Genomic DNA, 14896 nt, shown 5'->3' on the forward strand with positions numbered 1-14896 from the left:
GATGAACTCATTTACAAAAGAAATATTAGCAAATACTACACCAGCACAAAGTTTAGACCTCTTGTTAGAAGGCAACAATCGCTTCGTTAACAACTTAAAATACAACCGAAATTTCCTGCACCAATTGCAAGAAACAAAAGACGGACAACATCCACATGCCGTGATTTTGAGCTGTATGGATAGTCGAGCTCCTTTAGAACATGTTCTCGATCAGGGGATTGGAGACATTTTTAGCCTGAGAATTGCCGGAAATGTATTGACAGACGAGGTAATTGGCAGTATGGAATACGCTTGTAATGTCGTAGGGAGTAAACTTATCTTTGTATTAGGCCACAGCCGTTGTGGTGCGATAACAGGCGCTTGCAACCACACGAGCTTGGGAAAACTCGACACCATTTTGGAGCGCATTCACCCCGTGGTGGATAAAGTGAAAGAACAGCACAAAGACACAGCTATTTCGCAAACAGAGCTCATCGAATTAGTAACAAAAGAAAATGTACGCACTATCGTAGAACAACTACAACAAATCAGCCCCTCTTTAACTAAACTAATTGCCGAGGGACAAATTGGCGTAGTCGGTGGCTATTACGATGTAGTAAGCGGAAAAGTAGAATTGATTTGTTAGGATTAAATAGCCTATCACTCTCAACAAAAAAGCCCCTCCTTAGGGGCTTTTTTAGTTTTCTTATCACTTACAACAAACGATATAAAAACAGAAGTAAATCTTATATTGAGAATATTTACACATATTTAAGTGAATATATGCGATTTATTTGTACTTTTAACGGAAGTGTTCCCGTGTTAAATAAATAGGGATTCTGTATTGGTAGTTGCACTTGAATCTCAGTAATTGCGTTTGTATAGTATAATCAAGGATTTTGTTTAGTAAAACCGCCTTTTTGATTCGTATACCTAAAAGCAAAGCTGTGAGAATTGAAAAAATCGTACAAATAGTTGAATAGTAAAAAGCAAAACTATGTTAGATGCAAATGATGTAATCAGTAGATTAAAACATTTACTTGGGTTAAAAACGGATTTAGAGCTCGCTAATTTATTAGAGATAAAACCCAATACGTTGTCGTCTTGGAAAATTAGAGCTATGGTGCGTTATGATAAAATCATTGAGGTTTGCACCAAGTATAAGATCGACTTAAATGAGGTGTTTTTGATTCATCCCAATTCAGTGTATAACGTTGATTTAGAGGATCGGATCGTAAAAATGATTTCGGTAGATCATCATATAGAGTATTTTATGAATCCGGATAAATGCTTGGCGAGTTCGCCTTGTTGTGTATTTCCCACAGAAGAAGCGGTAGATATCGCGTTTCAACTAGGTGTGGAGCACATGTTTCCCACCATCAAAGTTAGTTCTTATTTGCTGTCCAAAAGAATAGAACTCTCCGAGATGAAACCGTGGAATATATATGTATTAGTCGTTGAAAATCGCGGTATTTTATGCTATCGCTTTAAGCGCAAAACGGAAGCCAATACGCTGTTGTTTGTAGCAGACAATGAGGCTTTTGAAAGCTTAACCCTCCGAGAGGACGAGATTCGCGAAGTGTTTTGTATACGCGGTATTTTCTTGCCCCATGTGAAGAATTTATCAAAAATTTAAAAGTTTGATTTTAAGGATATTTGCACAGGTGCAGCTATCCTTTTTTTACTTTTCAGGCTATCCTATTGCCCTTTTTGGATTTCACTCGGTGAAAAACCGTATTTCTTTTTAAATGCAGTTGAGAAATGGCGCTGATTCTTGTAGCCAATGCGCTCGGAAACCTCACTTATCGTTAGGACCTCATCCAAGAGTAAGTCCTTGGCATGTTCCATTTTTTCATGTGCCCAAAAAGCAAATACCGTCGTGCCAAATAGTTCTTTAAAGCCCTTTTTTAATATAAAATCATTGGTTCCCACCTGATGGGCAAGGCCAAGTAATGATTGGGTGCTGTCTAAATTTTGCATCATATAATCTCGAACGGCATATATCCTATCGATGTCGGTTTGCTTTAACGATCCTTTATAGGGTTCGTCCCCATAGAATTGCTCTAGTTGCAAGAGCAATAGTTCGATGACTTTAGCTTCTAGAAATAACCGCTTAAACATTCCTTTCTTCTCACAGGTGATAATCTGTTCGATGAGCTGGTACATCTGATGATTGATTTGGTAGTGTTGTGGATGGAGCAAACTCGATTTTCCCTTTTCAATGGCATTTCGGAATTGAGCAAAAAGCGGGTGGTCCTCAGGCAAATATCGCGTAAAGAAATCAGGTCTTAGGTTGATTTCACACAGCTGAAAAGGTTGAGCATCCCATTGCATTTTGCCACCTAAACCATTTGTATATAACAAATTGTGCGAATGGGCACTAAAACTAATATCCTTGTCAAATTGACTGGTGTGAGCCGTGCTCTTTCCCTTGAGGGTAAAGTGCATCTCAATGGTTTCAAAATTGCTTTCAAACCCCAAGTGCAACGCCTTGGCTAGGCGAACATCTCCAAAACCAATATGCACCCCATCAAAGTATATTTCCTTGTAGAACCCCTTTCCTAGAACAGAATCTAAATAAGTGGTATGTTCTTTTATACCCCCTTCTTCCAAATCAAAAAAAGAGGTCGGATAGTTTTTCTCTACTAAAGTATGCTTGTGTTTTAAATCGTACAAACGCAACGTCATCGCCATAAGATCATTTTTTTTGACGGATTTTTTACTCCGTATTTGAAACATAGAGGTGAGCGTTAGCCATTACCTTTGCGCAAATATAACAATTGTTTAGAATGATTCTTAATAAATAAAGAAATTTATCTTTCCCGTTTCACAAATGAAAATGGAAAATAGAAGCTTGCATTCGAACATATTAGTACAATTTTAAAACTACATAAGGATGGATAAACAAAGAGAACTCATTTTGGCTGGAAAATTACCCAAAGTTATGATACAATTGGCTTGGCCCGCTATTGTAGCTATGGTTTTATACGGTTTAAACAATTTTTTAGATGGCTTATTTGTCGGACATCTAGTGAGTAATACAGCCTTGGCTGCTGTGGGAGTTGCTTATCCCTTAGCGCAATTTGCCCAGGGATTCGGAACGTTAATCGGAACGGGAATTGGTTCGGCTATAAGCATTTGGATTGGTGCAAAAGACACAGATAAGCTCAAAAAAGCCATGGGATCTGTAAACTACTTAACCCTTGTTTTTTCAATTGCCTTGACGATTCCCTGTTATATTTTTGCAGAAGAACTCGTGTATATGATGGGAGGACGAGGGGAAATCCTCTCCCTTGGTGTAGAGTATTTTCGAGTAACCATTTTGGGAAGCTTTTTCTGGATTCACGGTTTGGCACTCAATATGATCGTAAGGGCAGAAGGGCGCATGAAAACTGCAGCCTGGATGATTGCTGTTGGACTTCTAGTGGATTTGGCGTTAAAACCCTTGTTCATATCCACCCTTGGTTGGGGTGTTGCAGGTGCTGCCTGGGCAACGAATTGTTCCATGTTGATCTACACCCTTCTAGGTATATGGTATTATGCTGGCGGAAAAGCTTCTTTCCAAACGAGATTCTGGTCGTTACAGCCCAACAATTCCATCATAAAAGAAACATTTGCTTTGGGAATGCCCGGTTTTATTATGATGGTGATGATCGTCATCCAAAATATTGTCGCCTTCAATGCGTTGGCCAACTATGGAACGGATGGAGATATAGCCTTTTATACCGCGGTTAATCGTTTCTATATTTTGTTGAATACCCCCCTTTGGGGCTTGATGCGCGCCTTACAACCCGTAGCAGGAATGAACTATGGAGCCCAAAACTACGATCGAAGCATACGGGCCTATCGCTTGTTCTCCCTCGTTGGATTAGCAGTTCTTTTGCCCTTTTGGATCTTAGTTATGCTCTTTCCTTCAGGTTTGCTAGCGGTGATGATCCCTAACGTAGAATTTTTACCTCAACAATTGTTCGATTTCCGTTTGTACATGAGTGTGCTCCTAGTTTTGCCCTTTGTATTTATGGCGATGGTGTGGTTCCCCTCAATTGAAGATGCTAAACCCGCTACCTTGATTAGCCTGCTCCGCCAAGTGGTGTTTTATATTCCCATTCTCCTTATTGTACCTCCTATCTATGGAATCAGTAGTGTGTATTGGGCAAGCGCCGCGATTGATTGGGTCATCTTCGCACTCGTCATCTTCGCCGTGATCCGCAGTGCAAAAAAACTCAAAACCAAAGCGATATTACTATCCAAATCTCCTATGGTTGTACCCATACCTGCGGAAGAAATCAAATCTTAAACTTATTTTAAACTCTAATATTGTAAACATGAATGATTCAACAAAAATTAAATGGTCTTTTATTTCGAGTATTATCGCGTCCATCCTTTGGGTTATTGGCGATATCCTCATTGTAGGGTTTCACGTAGACCCTGCCAAGTATCCATTATTTACCGAAACCTATGTCGATCAACTGGATCACACCTTAGCCTTGCTGATGATCGAAGGCTCTTCTCAACGCCTGATGTGGGGCGCCCTTTTACCTGCTATGTCGGCGTTTTTGTTCTTGCCCGGGGTGTGGTTAGCCTTTCAATTCTTTAAAGATAAATCTAAACCTTACGCCTGGTTAACCTATTTTATCCTGATAATCAGCGTGGTATTGATGCCTTTAGGACATGCCGATTTTTACTATACAGGAGAAGCGTTTAAAGCAATTTATCACACAGATCCTAGTGCACATCCCTATTTGATCGAAATGGCTACCGGGTTTACCCAAGTGCTTTACATCGCCTGGGGAACGGCTATTGTCGTGTTGTTATTGGGGTGGTTGCTGTTTTCGATTCTCGTATTTCTCAATAAAACAGTACTGCCTAAATGGATAGGGTTTATTTCTCCCGTATTTATTACCCTCTACCAACAACCCATCAAAATTATGCTGCCCGACGGACTTTTAAAAGCGTGGATTAGTGCCGCAGGATTTAATATCGCTTATCTAATCTTCTTTATTTTACTTACTGCCTATTATTACAAACGAGCAAAAAACCAGTCTCCTTTGTTGTAAGTGGTGAGTGGTAAGTGGTAAGTGGTAAGTGGTGAGTGGTGAGTGGTAAGTGGTATGTGGTAAGTGGTAAGTGGTAAGTGGTAAGTGGTAAGTGGTGAGTGGTGAGTGGTAAGTGGTAAGTGGTAAGTGGTAAGTGGTGAGTGGTGAGTGGTACTCACTACTCACTACTCACTATTCACCACTCACTATTCACCACTCACTATTTTATTTTTCATTGATCTTATCAAACCTAAAATCATTTTTTTAATGGTTATCAATTGATTAAAATACAGGTCATCTATTGCAGCTAACTTTAGATTTGTAGCAATTATTAATTGAGTTTCTAATTCAGTTAAACTTCCTAAGGCTATGTATAAAAACCGGATAAATTCTTTATAACTCCCTCTCGCACTTCCCTCTGCTATATTGGAAGGGATTGATACTGCACTTCTTCTTATTTGACTAGTTAAAGTATACAACTCAGTTTTTGGGAAGCTATTGGTTAATTTATATATATCACTCACGTAATTTATACTCATAACCCATACTTCTAAATCTTTATGTGTTTTCATGGCTTAAAATTTTTGGAATCATATTACAAATTGTAAGCCAAAAAATTTCAACTCACTATTCACCACTCACCACTCACCACTCACTACTCACTATTCACTTCGCATATTCCAAATCTTTCCACTAGTAACGAGAGAAGAAAAGACTGCTAAAATTTTCAGGTCCACAAGAAGATGCTTACCTTAGTATGACCTATTCTTATTGTGCAACACATGAAATCCATCTACTATAAAATACTCTTCTTCAATTTTTTAATTGCTGCTTTATTGGGGGTTTTACTGCGGAGCACTTTTGTTTTTCCCATTGAAGGGATCACTTTTTTGTACGTCTTACACGCCCACTCTCATCTTGCCTTACTCGGTTGGTTGTACCTGTTGGTCTATGTGTTATTCGCAGCGTATTTCGCACCTCATACCCCCAAGGAACATCAATTTTACCGACGTTTGTTTTGGATCACCCAAGTAGCAGTTATCGGAATGGCGCTAACCTTTCCCTTTCAGGGGTATGCAGCTGCTTCGATTTGTTTTTCTACCTTGCATATTTTGTGCTCCTATGGCTTTGTTTATCGCCTTTGGACCCGTAACTCTTTCGCCAATAGGCAAGAGGCTCTCTTGGTGAAATCAGCCCTGTTTTTTATGTTTTTTTCCACTTTAGGGGTGTGGTTTCTAGGACCCGCCATTGGCATGATGGGGAAATCTGGTACTTTTTTTCAACTGTGTATCCAATTTTTCTTACACTTTCAGTTTGACGGTTGGTTTTTCACTGCTTTTATTGCGCTTCTATTTGCGAAATTTGTCCCCCAAGGCATCGATAATCAACGGTTTAATCGCTTTTACTTTATGTGGATTACCTCCGTTCTTTTAACGTATGCATTAGCTGTTAGCTGGTTCGTCCAAGTGCCAGTATTGTACTATATCAATGGAGTGGGAGTGGTGTTGCAAACAATTGCTTTAGGGTATTTTATCCCACCATTGTTTCAGCAATTTCGAGTGAAACAGCGTAAAAAAACGCCCTGGGTTGCTGGATTACTGTTGTTTGCTGGCGTTTGTTTAGCGATTCGAATAGGGGTTCAAGTCCTCACCCTCGTTGAAAGTCTAGCAGCTTCCTTACGCGGTTTACGTAGCTGGATCGTCGGATTCATCCACTTGAATATGTTGGGGATATTTACGGCCTTAGGTGTGGCTCTTTTGATAGAAGAAGGCAAATTAGCTCTCAACAGATGGACCAAAATGGGATGTATCTGCTTGTTCGTTGGATTTGTTTCTACTGAAGCAGTATTGGGACTACAAGGGACCCAACAATTTCTTAGGTTGTTAATCCTCGATAGTGGAACCTATGCAATAGCGCTGTTTTGGTTCTCGCTCTTACTTCCCTTGGGAGTAGGAGGGATCCTCAAAGGGTATTTTAAAGGTTGACAGTTGTCGCTGTTTTTGCTTTTGTGTGATTGGGTGAGCTGATGAGAAAATGAGTTTCCTATCTCTCAATACAAACCCAAAAAAAAAGCCGGTCATTCAACCAGCTTTTTGTTTTTACATATCTAGATTTTTAATCTGTTGTAGTTTGTCTTCCCAAATTTTCAATTCATCTCTGTACTTTTCGATGTTCTTGTACACTTCTTTTACTAGAGGATTGTCTTTGGTTGCGTTGGATACATAAGCTAGGTTGTTTTCTAGCTGTAAGATGCCACTGTGTATTTCTTCAATTTTGCGTTGAATAAATAGGGCTTCTTGCTGTAGCTTGCGCTTGTCATTTGTTTCTACTAAATCATCTAAGCGATTTGAAAACTTCATCGATTCAGCTTCTCTTTTACTCAAGCTTAATTTATCGAATAAAACATCCAGTATTTTGTTGAATTTCCCTTCAATAAAACGCTTGTTGTGTGGCACGTTTCCAATGCTTTTCCAACTGTTTATTTTCTCTTTGATAGCTTCTAAATCTGTTTTATGGTCGCCCACTAACTCAAAAGATTTAAGCTCCTCTAAGAATTCTTTTTTCTTGTTGTAGTTTTCATTTCCTTCCTGATTCTCGTTATTGCGGACAGCGTGTAGGCGGTCGAAATAAAAATTACAAGCATCTTTGAAGTCCTTCCACAATTGATCAGAATACTTTCTTGGCACATGACCAATTTTCTTCCAATCCTCTTGAATTTGCTTCATAATTGGCGTTACCTTATCGTAGTCCTCGCTGTCCTTGTACTTTAAGGCTTTTTCGATTAACGCTTGCTTTTCGTTATAATTCTTTTGTTGTACTTTTTTGAGGTCTTTGTAGAATTTATTCTTGTTTGCATTGAAGTTTCTCGTTGCTAATTTGAATAAAGCCCATACTTCTTCATTGTTTTCTTGAGGGACTTTTCCAATTGAGAAAAACTGATTGCGCAAGTCTTCTACTTTTTTGATTTCCTTTTGCCACTGCGTATGGGAAGTAATATCTTGTTTGGACAACATATCAATTTGACTGATCACTCGAACTTTTAAGCCTAGGTTTTCTTTTTCTCCTTCTCTTAAATTTTCAAATAACAGCTCGCGTTTATCGTGTAATTGTTTGGTTAAGTCGCTAAACTTCTCCCATATTTCTTCTCTAATTTCACGATCTACTGGTCCGATCTCTTCTCTCCAAATACGGTGTAAAGTTTGAAGTTCTCTAAACGCTTTGATTACGTCATCTTCTTTAAGTAATTCTTCTGCGCGTTGGATAATCTTTTGCTTTTGATCCAAGTTGTATTTAAAGTCTAGATCTCGAGACTCTCTATCTAGGTGTAATTGATCGTAAAAACGCTCGATATGGAAGTGATAGTTATTCCAAACGTGATTGTATTTATCTTTTGGAATAGCTCCTGCATTTTTCCATTCATCGCGCAAATCTCCTAAGAGTTTAAGAGCATCGGTTTTGTTTTCGCTAGTATCGACGAGGTCTTTGATGCGATCAATAATATGTAAGCGCTTGTTTAAGTTTGCGGTTAAATTATTTTGCAGTTCTTTGTGATAAGCATTTTTCTTCGTCTTGAAGTCGTTGTACAAAGCGTCAAAAGTTGCTTTTAACGGAAAGTTATAGTCAAAATCACTAGCAGATGCCTCAGGGTTTTCTTCTAAGAATGCTTCTTTTTTCTCTTCTATAAAATCATTGAATTGTCGGTAGAACTCTTTTCTAATATCTTCGACAATATCTTTAATATTGGTGATTTTATAGGTTTGAATAAGTTTTTGCAACTCTGCCGTGAGTTGTTCCATATCCAGCTTTTCATAATCTAGGATCGCGATGTCGTTCTTTTCGTGCACGTCATTGTCTTCGCCTTCCTCAGCATTTGATGCAGTAATGGAATCTAGAGCTTTTTCTCGTTCAGCAAGGTGTGCAGAAGTCGGGGTAGTTGATTCCGGATTTTGTCCATCTGCTAGCTCGTGCAGGTTTTCATTCTTGTGTTCTAACATAGGTATAAAAATCTTATAATTAACAACAATAATCCTCGATTAGGATATTTCTTATATTCTCAAATTTAGTAAAAAATATCTAAAGTAAAAGGAAATAAGCGGATTAATACGTAATAAATAACCCCGATTTTACAAAATTAATCTTGTTGAAAACGCTTAGACCATATTTTATACGCTTTTTCTGCTTGTAGAGCTAACATTTCCCCTCCGTTTTTGATCGTGGCTTTTTGGGCTTCTGCAAGGCGCAAGAAGGCGGTTTTTTCGGGATTGTAGATCAAATCATACACCAAGTGTTGATCGGTCAGAAATTCATAGGGAATAGCAGGTTTGTCCTCTACTTGTGGAAAGGTTCCTAAGGGCGTCGTATTAATGATTAACGAATATTGGGTGAGGATCTCCTGGTTGAGGTCCTCGTAGGTAAACTCATTATCTTGCTTGGTTCGGCTCACAAACTTATAGGTAATCCCCAATTTTTTCAAAGCAAATTCAACCGCCTTGCTCGCTCCTCCTGTACCTAAAATTAACGCATGTGTATGCTGCTTTTTCAGCAGGGGTTTAAGCGAGTGATAAAACCCATACCAATCGGTATTATACCCTTTTAGTTTGTTTTTCTTGGTAATGCGAATGGTGTTCACTGCACCAATTTGCCTTGCCTTTTTAGATAAACTGTCTAAATAAGGGATAATAGCCTGTTTGTAGGGAATAGTAACATTCAACCCTTTTAGGTTGTCTTGCTGCTCTATAAGGTCGCTAAATTGGCTTATTTTAGCCAGGTCAAAGTTGCTGTAGACACTGTCTGTCAGGCCCAGCTGTTTGAACTTGGCGCTAAAGTAATTTTGTGAGAAAGAATAAGTAATGTCTTTGCCAATTAATCCATATTGTCTCTTAATCATAACACAAGGTATTATAATGAAACAGCTATTCAGACAAGTGAATAGCTGTTCTTTTATTTAGTGAAATCTTTTATGGCTTGTTGTAGAATCGGATTTTCCCATTGGGTGTGAAATAAGTTTGCTATAAGCGAAACTTTTTCTGCATCTGTAGTCAATCCTTGCTCTAACCAAACGAGTGCCTCTTCGCTATTGTTGTTAGCGAGGTGAAAAACGGCTAATCGATAGTATATCTCCGCTGTATTGGGATGTGTACTCTCAATTTGATACAATTTATCAATGGCATCATCGTATTCCTCCAAAAGGTATAAGATATCTGCCCAATCAATCCAGTAATCCAAGATATACTCGCCCAGTTCGGTCGCTTTTCTATAGCCCAATTCCGCTTCTTTGAATTGGAGTAAGTTGCGGTTGAGCACAGCGTATCGAACCCAGTATCGCTCGTTTAATTCATCAATTTGAATGGCTTTTTGCAAGGTCACAAGGGCTTTGTCAAACTGACTTTCCTTGATGTAGATGTCTGTTAAGGCAATCCATCCTTTGTCGAGCATTGGATCTTCGTGTACCGTTTTCTTGTAGTACTGAATAGCCAAAGGAAAATTGTTAAGGACTTCATAGCAAATCCCAATGCGCAATAATACATAAGAAGAAGGTGCGTCCAACTCTAAGGTAATCATATAGTTGTCAATCGCCTCTTGGTGTTGTTGTAATTTCTCTAGCGATTTGCCCTTCTCCAAATAAGCGCCCAAAAACTGTTCGTCAATTAAGGTCGCATAGTTGAATGCCCAAACGGCTTTTTCGTAATTCTTCAACGCATAGTATTGTCTGCCTAGCTGATGCCAAGCGATTTCACTATACGGATTTTTGTCGATAAACGAGTTTAAGTAGTCAATGGCTTCTTCTATTTCATTGAGAAAGTCAAAGCAGTACACGATGTTATACAAAGTCGATTGATCTTCATCGTCATTGTCTAAGCACAGAATAAAGCTCTGTTTTGCTTTTTCAATTTCGTCAATAAAGAGATACTCCATGCCCAAAAGAGAATAGATATCAGCCAAATCTTCGGTAATCGTCAACGCTTTTTCTAAAGCGCTAATGGCTTCGAGATGGTTGCCTTTTTTGGAGTAAATACTCGCTCTGTGAATGTAGATCTCGTCATTGTGAGGCTCTACGTGTTCTATTTCATCTAGCAGGCGATCCGCCGCTTCTAATTTATTTTGAAAAATTAATATTTCTACTTCCACTAATTTTAATCCAATCGAAGTAGGGTGTTGGTCCAAAGCTAATTTTAGCGCTTTTTTGGCCAAGTTTACTTTACCTGAATCCAGGTAATGTAGGATGATATTTTCAAACTCTTCCGAATCGAAAAACAAGATCTTATTGGTTTTGAGCATTGACTCAAAACGAGCAAGTGATAAATTGTTTTCTTCTTCTTCGTTTTTATTGAAATCCATTGCTTTGTTTTAGTGCGTTAATTAAAAAAAGCTATAAGCCTAACTCTTTTTGAACTTCATCTAAAGCTTCTAATAGGATGGCACATCCTTCTTTTATTTCCGTTTCGCTAATGGTTAACGGTGGAGTGATGCGTATTGCTTTTCCTTCAAACAGAAGCCAGAACAAAATTAGTCCTTTTTCTTGACATTTTACGATGGCGCGGTTGGTAATATCACTGCTAGGGGTCATTGGAGCGATCATCAATCCTCGTCCTCTAATTTCGGTGATCAACGGGTGAACGAGTAGCTGTCTGAATAGCTGTTCTTTCACCAATGTTTGTGCCATAATATCGGTTTCCACGAGTTCTTTCAGGGTTGCTAAACTCGCAGCAGCAATAACGGGGTGACCGCCGAAGGTGGTGATATGTCCAAATTTTGGGTTGTCATACAAGAGGTTCATATGCGCATCGCTAGCAGTAAAAGCCCCAACAGGCATTCCACCTCCCATTCCTTTACCCATAACGATTACATCCGGAACAACGTCGTAGTTCTGAAAGCCAAATAGCTTTCCTGTACGGCCGAATCCTGGTTGAATCTCGTCGACAATCATCAAAGCGCCAACTTCGTCACAGCGCTTTCTTACTTTAGTTAAAAACCCATCAAAAGGCTCTACAAATCCTGCGCCTCCTTGAATGGTTTCCAAAATAATTCCCGCTGTACGCGTCGTGATCTTTTCCAAGTCTTCCACACTGTTGAAGTGGATGAAATCTACATCGGGTAAAAGTGGGCGGAACGCTCTCTTGCGCTCTTCAAACCCCATTACACTCATGGAACCCATCGTATTGCCGTGGTAAGCGTTAAAACACGAAATCAACTGGCTTCTGCCAGTTACGCGTTTCGCCAACTTCAGCGCGCCTTCAGTCGCTTCTGTACCAGAATTTACGAGATAGGTTTTATTCAGCGGAGCAGGAATGTTCTCGGCTAGTAGTTTACAAAATTCTACAGCAGGATCCTGAATGTATTCCCCGTAAACCATAACGTGTGAATATTTGTCTAGCTGTGCCTTAATCGCATCGTTGACCTTTTGGTTCTGATGCCCCAACGTACAGGCAGAAACACCCGCTACGAAGTCTAAATATGCTTTTCCGTTCTTGTCGTATATGTAGGAACCCTTGGCGTGGGAAATTTCCATGGCCAACGGATTCGGTGAAGTCTGTGCTTGGTATTTAAAAAAATCTTCTTTCATGTTTATTCAACCTTATTTTTTCTCTACTTTGGTTTTAGGGGATGGTTGTTGTGGAGCTAATGTTTCTTTTTGAATCTCCATCGGCTCATTCGCATCCTTTTGTTTTTGCAATCGCTCTTCTTTCTGATCTATTTCATCTTGGACTTCTTCCTCGCTGAAAATATCGGCTAACGAATTGATTTTCTCCTCGCCTCTCCAAATAAAATCCTTGAGGAATCGAGCATTCTCGGGTAACATATGATCAGGGTAGAGCTGACTTTCAGGGGAGACAAATAGCGTAACACTGCTAATTTCATTTTCGCTAAAGCCCACGTTAATATGGCTGCATATGCCTTTGTCAATGCCGATAAATTCATTTTTTTCATTATAGGCATAGTAAATCATCTCTGCGTTTTTCACCAAGTCTAATTCACTGAGCTTATTGTCTACAAATTTGCCGTATAAGTTAACGCCTTTCACCTGGTTATAACCGGTGCCTAGGGTGTCTTTCTCAACGATAAACGCGTTGTTTAATACTTTGAGCGAATCCATTTGTTTGGTTTCTAGATTGCTCAAAAGATGCATCACTTCACCCGTTACTTGACTATCGCCATTCCAAAGCACAGGACGCCCAATCATTTGAGTTAAGCCTATTTTTTCACTCCAATGGATGGAATCGGCTTTACCGCTCATGCTGTCGCGAAAAATGCGTGCATCGTGGTAACCGCGGATGATCCGATCTTTTTCTGGACCCGTTAGCACAATGCGCTTGGCGCTAAAGTAAACGGAATCTCCTTCTTCCGTCAACATGCTGACCAAGGCCTTTTTAGTGACATACATCGAGTCTTGTAGCTTGTATAACTCGGCATAATGCCCTGTGATTTTTGATTTGTTGATGGTGTCTGTGACGCGGACGTGATTGGTTGCCGAAGCAAACTCAATGCGCTTATCATAATAGATGGAATCTCCTTCAATCTTCCGCTGATCATACCAAATATAGGAGTTCTTGACCATCTTGCCCAAGTCGTGCTTGACGTCGTAATACCCATTTTCAGTATAGATATAATCGCCTTCATTGGTAATGGTCGATGGACCAAATACATAGGCGTGCTCTGGAACTTCATAAAAGTCCAAATGGTTGGACTTGACAATGGTTCCTTGTGTTGTCGTAATGGTAACCGCCGTGAAAAATTGAAATTTCTTCTCCGTTAAAAAGTATTTTCCCGATTGACTTTTTAAGGTATTTCCCTTATTGACAATCGTTCCAGGCGTATTGTAATAAATCAAATTCTCATTGCGATTAAAGCGCAACGTATCAGTTTCTAAAGTTGAATCTGGCGAACGCACGATAACATCTCCTTCTGCATACGCAAATCCATTGATGGCATTGTATTCGGCATATTTACTGTCCAAGAATAGGGTATCACCTTGATTCATCCTCACATCACCCAATAGTTTGATGTAGTTCTCTTTCTCAAAGTAATAAGCGGTATTACAGTTTAGAATAATTCCGTTGTGTTCTGCTGTAATATTTCCCCTTAACAACGTTGCATCGGGCAGCTCTGTTTGATTGCGATCCGACAAATCTGCATGATGAATAATAATCTTGTTTTTATCTTGACCATAACTAGAAAAGCCCATTAGCGTCAATAGGATAAAGAAATAGAATGTTCTCAAGTCTATATTTTTTTTCAAATTTACACAAAATATACGAAGTTATATTTGCCTTTAGAATAAATTATGGGTTATCCCTAATCCTTCGTTCTTCTCTGTGTCCGTTGAACATTCACTCCTTGTCTTACTAGGTATAAAACACCTGAGAATACCTTTGCTTAGCATTTTGGCTTTTCTTGCCTAACCTTTCTCCACCATAGGGGATTTCCTATCGTTTAAAAAATGGTCAAATATCATCGCTGTAGGTTGATTGCTTATTGTCGTTTTGGTTTTGTTTGAGCGATGTTCGCGTCACCTATGGTTTTACAAGGGGTTGCGGTGGTCTTGTCAAAGGGAGTTCGAAGCCTATCTAAAAATAGAGTAGGGGAAGGTGTGGGAGCATGGAGAAAGTTAGGGCGGAAGTGTGGATAGGCATCCAAAAATCAAGGAAAAAGCAGGGAGAAGTGTTTTTCGATCGTTCGTTGGTGGTTTGACTTTCTACAGTTCATACCCCAAAAAGTGGTATGAAATTTGTTGAATTTTCCGCAGTAAACGGATGATGATTAAAAACGCAGAGAGCTAAATTCGAAGGGAGATTGTCCTTTTTCATGAGAGGGATCCGTTTACTTTTATTGGATTTAGCAAGGACTGAATGCTAAACGCATATTGAGGCTTTTCCTCAAAG

The 14896-nt window shown here is 39.3% G+C and carries 12 protein-coding genes; 5 read left to right on the plus strand and 7 right to left on the minus strand.

Going from position 1 to position 14896, the window contains the following annotated elements; all coding sequences use genetic code 11:
• Position 1: 1 nt before the first annotated feature.
• Together H4K35_RS05625 and H4K35_RS05630 are read left to right on the plus strand one after the other, a co-directional pair.
• A complete protein-coding gene (locus H4K35_RS05625) occupies positions 2-625 on the plus strand; it encodes a carbonic anhydrase (RefSeq protein ID WP_182626408.1) in 624 nt (207 codons plus the stop codon).
• A 351-nt stretch (positions 626-976) separates the two neighbouring features.
• On the plus strand, positions 977-1615 hold the full coding sequence (locus H4K35_RS05630; RefSeq protein WP_182626409.1) for a helix-turn-helix domain-containing protein: 639 nt from the start codon (positions 977-979) through the stop codon (positions 1613-1615).
• A gap of 62 nt (positions 1616-1677) precedes the next feature.
• Here H4K35_RS05630 and H4K35_RS05635 read toward each other — a convergent pair whose 3' ends face one another.
• Complete coding sequence (locus tag H4K35_RS05635; RefSeq protein ID WP_255492372.1) at positions 1678-2673, minus strand: helix-turn-helix transcriptional regulator; 996 nt, start codon at positions 2671-2673, stop codon at positions 1678-1680.
• 202 nt (positions 2674-2875) lie between these two features.
• Between H4K35_RS05635 and H4K35_RS05640 the strand changes: the two genes are divergently transcribed.
• Both H4K35_RS05640 and H4K35_RS05645 read left to right on the plus strand, forming a co-directional pair.
• Positions 2876-4276 (plus strand): MATE family efflux transporter, encoded by a 1401-nt coding sequence (locus tag H4K35_RS05640; RefSeq protein ID WP_182626410.1) that lies wholly within the window; start codon positions 2876-2878, stop codon positions 4274-4276.
• A 28-nt stretch (positions 4277-4304) separates the two neighbouring features.
• Entirely contained in the window at positions 4305-5036 is a 732-nt protein-coding gene (locus H4K35_RS05645; protein WP_182626411.1) for a DUF6796 family protein, read from the plus strand.
• A gap of 185 nt (positions 5037-5221) precedes the next feature.
• Here the strand turns inward: H4K35_RS05645 and H4K35_RS05650 are convergent, their stop codons facing one another.
• The gene (locus H4K35_RS05650) at positions 5222-5587 is read right to left on the minus strand and encodes a four helix bundle protein (RefSeq protein ID WP_182626412.1); all 366 of its coding nucleotides are present in this window, start codon (positions 5585-5587) and stop codon (positions 5222-5224) included.
• Between the two features lie 210 nt (positions 5588-5797).
• On the opposite strand from H4K35_RS05650, the gene H4K35_RS05655 reads away from it, so the two are divergent.
• Positions 5798-7000, plus strand: a complete 1203-nt coding sequence (locus H4K35_RS05655) for a hypothetical protein (RefSeq protein ID WP_182626413.1) — start codon at positions 5798-5800, stop codon at positions 6998-7000.
• 114 nt (positions 7001-7114) lie between these two features.
• On the opposite strand, the gene H4K35_RS05660 is transcribed toward H4K35_RS05655, so the two are convergent.
• The 5 genes from H4K35_RS05660 to H4K35_RS05680 form a co-directional block, all read right to left on the minus strand.
• Complete coding sequence (locus H4K35_RS05660) at positions 7115-9010, minus strand: DUF349 domain-containing protein (RefSeq protein WP_182626414.1); 1896 nt, start codon at positions 9008-9010, stop codon at positions 7115-7117.
• A 137-nt stretch (positions 9011-9147) separates the two neighbouring features.
• Entirely contained in the window at positions 9148-9903 is a 756-nt protein-coding gene (locus tag H4K35_RS05665) for a shikimate dehydrogenase (protein ID WP_182626415.1), read from the minus strand.
• Between the two features lie 53 nt (positions 9904-9956).
• Positions 9957-11354, minus strand: a complete 1398-nt coding sequence (locus H4K35_RS05670; RefSeq protein WP_182626416.1) for a lipopolysaccharide assembly protein LapB — start codon at positions 11352-11354, stop codon at positions 9957-9959.
• Between the two features lie 31 nt (positions 11355-11385).
• Positions 11386-12579 carry an aspartate aminotransferase family protein gene (locus H4K35_RS05675; RefSeq protein ID WP_182626417.1) on the minus strand — a complete coding sequence of 398 codons (1194 nt, stop codon included), beginning with the start codon at positions 12577-12579 and terminating at the stop codon, positions 11386-11388.
• Positions 12580-12591: 12 nt separating this feature from the next.
• Positions 12592-14199 (minus strand): OstA-like protein, encoded by a 1608-nt coding sequence (locus H4K35_RS05680; RefSeq protein ID WP_182626546.1) that lies wholly within the window; start codon positions 14197-14199, stop codon positions 12592-12594.
• Between the last annotated feature and the right edge of the window lie 697 nt (positions 14200-14896).

It is taken from the genome of Myroides sp. NP-2 (genome assembly GCF_014145665.1).
Lineage (GTDB): Bacteria > Bacteroidota > Bacteroidia > Flavobacteriales > Flavobacteriaceae > Flavobacterium.

What these genes read in the sequence shown, in the direction of transcription:
- H4K35_RS05625 (WP_182626408.1), top strand. Translation starts at nt 2, where the DNA reads ATGAACTCATTTACAAAAGAAATATTAGCAAATACTACACCAGCACAA.
- H4K35_RS05630 (WP_182626409.1), top strand. Translation starts at nt 977, where the DNA reads ATGTTAGATGCAAATGATGTAATCAGTAGATTAAAACATTTACTTGGG.
- H4K35_RS05635 (WP_255492372.1), bottom strand. Translation starts at nt 2,673, where the DNA reads ATGGCGATGACGTTGCGTTTGTACGATTTAAAACACAAGCATACTTTA.
- H4K35_RS05640 (WP_182626410.1), top strand. Translation starts at nt 2,876, where the DNA reads ATGGATAAACAAAGAGAACTCATTTTGGCTGGAAAATTACCCAAAGTT.
- H4K35_RS05645 (WP_182626411.1), top strand. Translation starts at nt 4,305, where the DNA reads ATGAATGATTCAACAAAAATTAAATGGTCTTTTATTTCGAGTATTATC.
- H4K35_RS05650 (WP_182626412.1), bottom strand. Translation starts at nt 5,587, where the DNA reads ATGAAAACACATAAAGATTTAGAAGTATGGGTTATGAGTATAAATTAC.
- H4K35_RS05655 (WP_182626413.1), top strand. Translation starts at nt 5,798, where the DNA reads ATGAAATCCATCTACTATAAAATACTCTTCTTCAATTTTTTAATTGCT.
- H4K35_RS05660 (WP_182626414.1), bottom strand. Translation starts at nt 9,010, where the DNA reads ATGTTAGAACACAAGAATGAAAACCTGCACGAGCTAGCAGATGGACAA.
- H4K35_RS05665 (WP_182626415.1), bottom strand. Translation starts at nt 9,903, where the DNA reads ATGATTAAGAGACAATATGGATTAATTGGCAAAGACATTACTTATTCT.
- H4K35_RS05670 (WP_182626416.1), bottom strand. Translation starts at nt 11,354, where the DNA reads ATGGATTTCAATAAAAACGAAGAAGAAGAAAACAATTTATCACTTGCT.
- H4K35_RS05675 (WP_182626417.1), bottom strand. Translation starts at nt 12,579, where the DNA reads ATGAAAGAAGATTTTTTTAAATACCAAGCACAGACTTCACCGAATCCG.
- H4K35_RS05680 (WP_182626546.1), bottom strand. Translation starts at nt 14,199, where the DNA reads ATGGGCTTTTCTAGTTATGGTCAAGATAAAAACAAGATTATTATTCAT.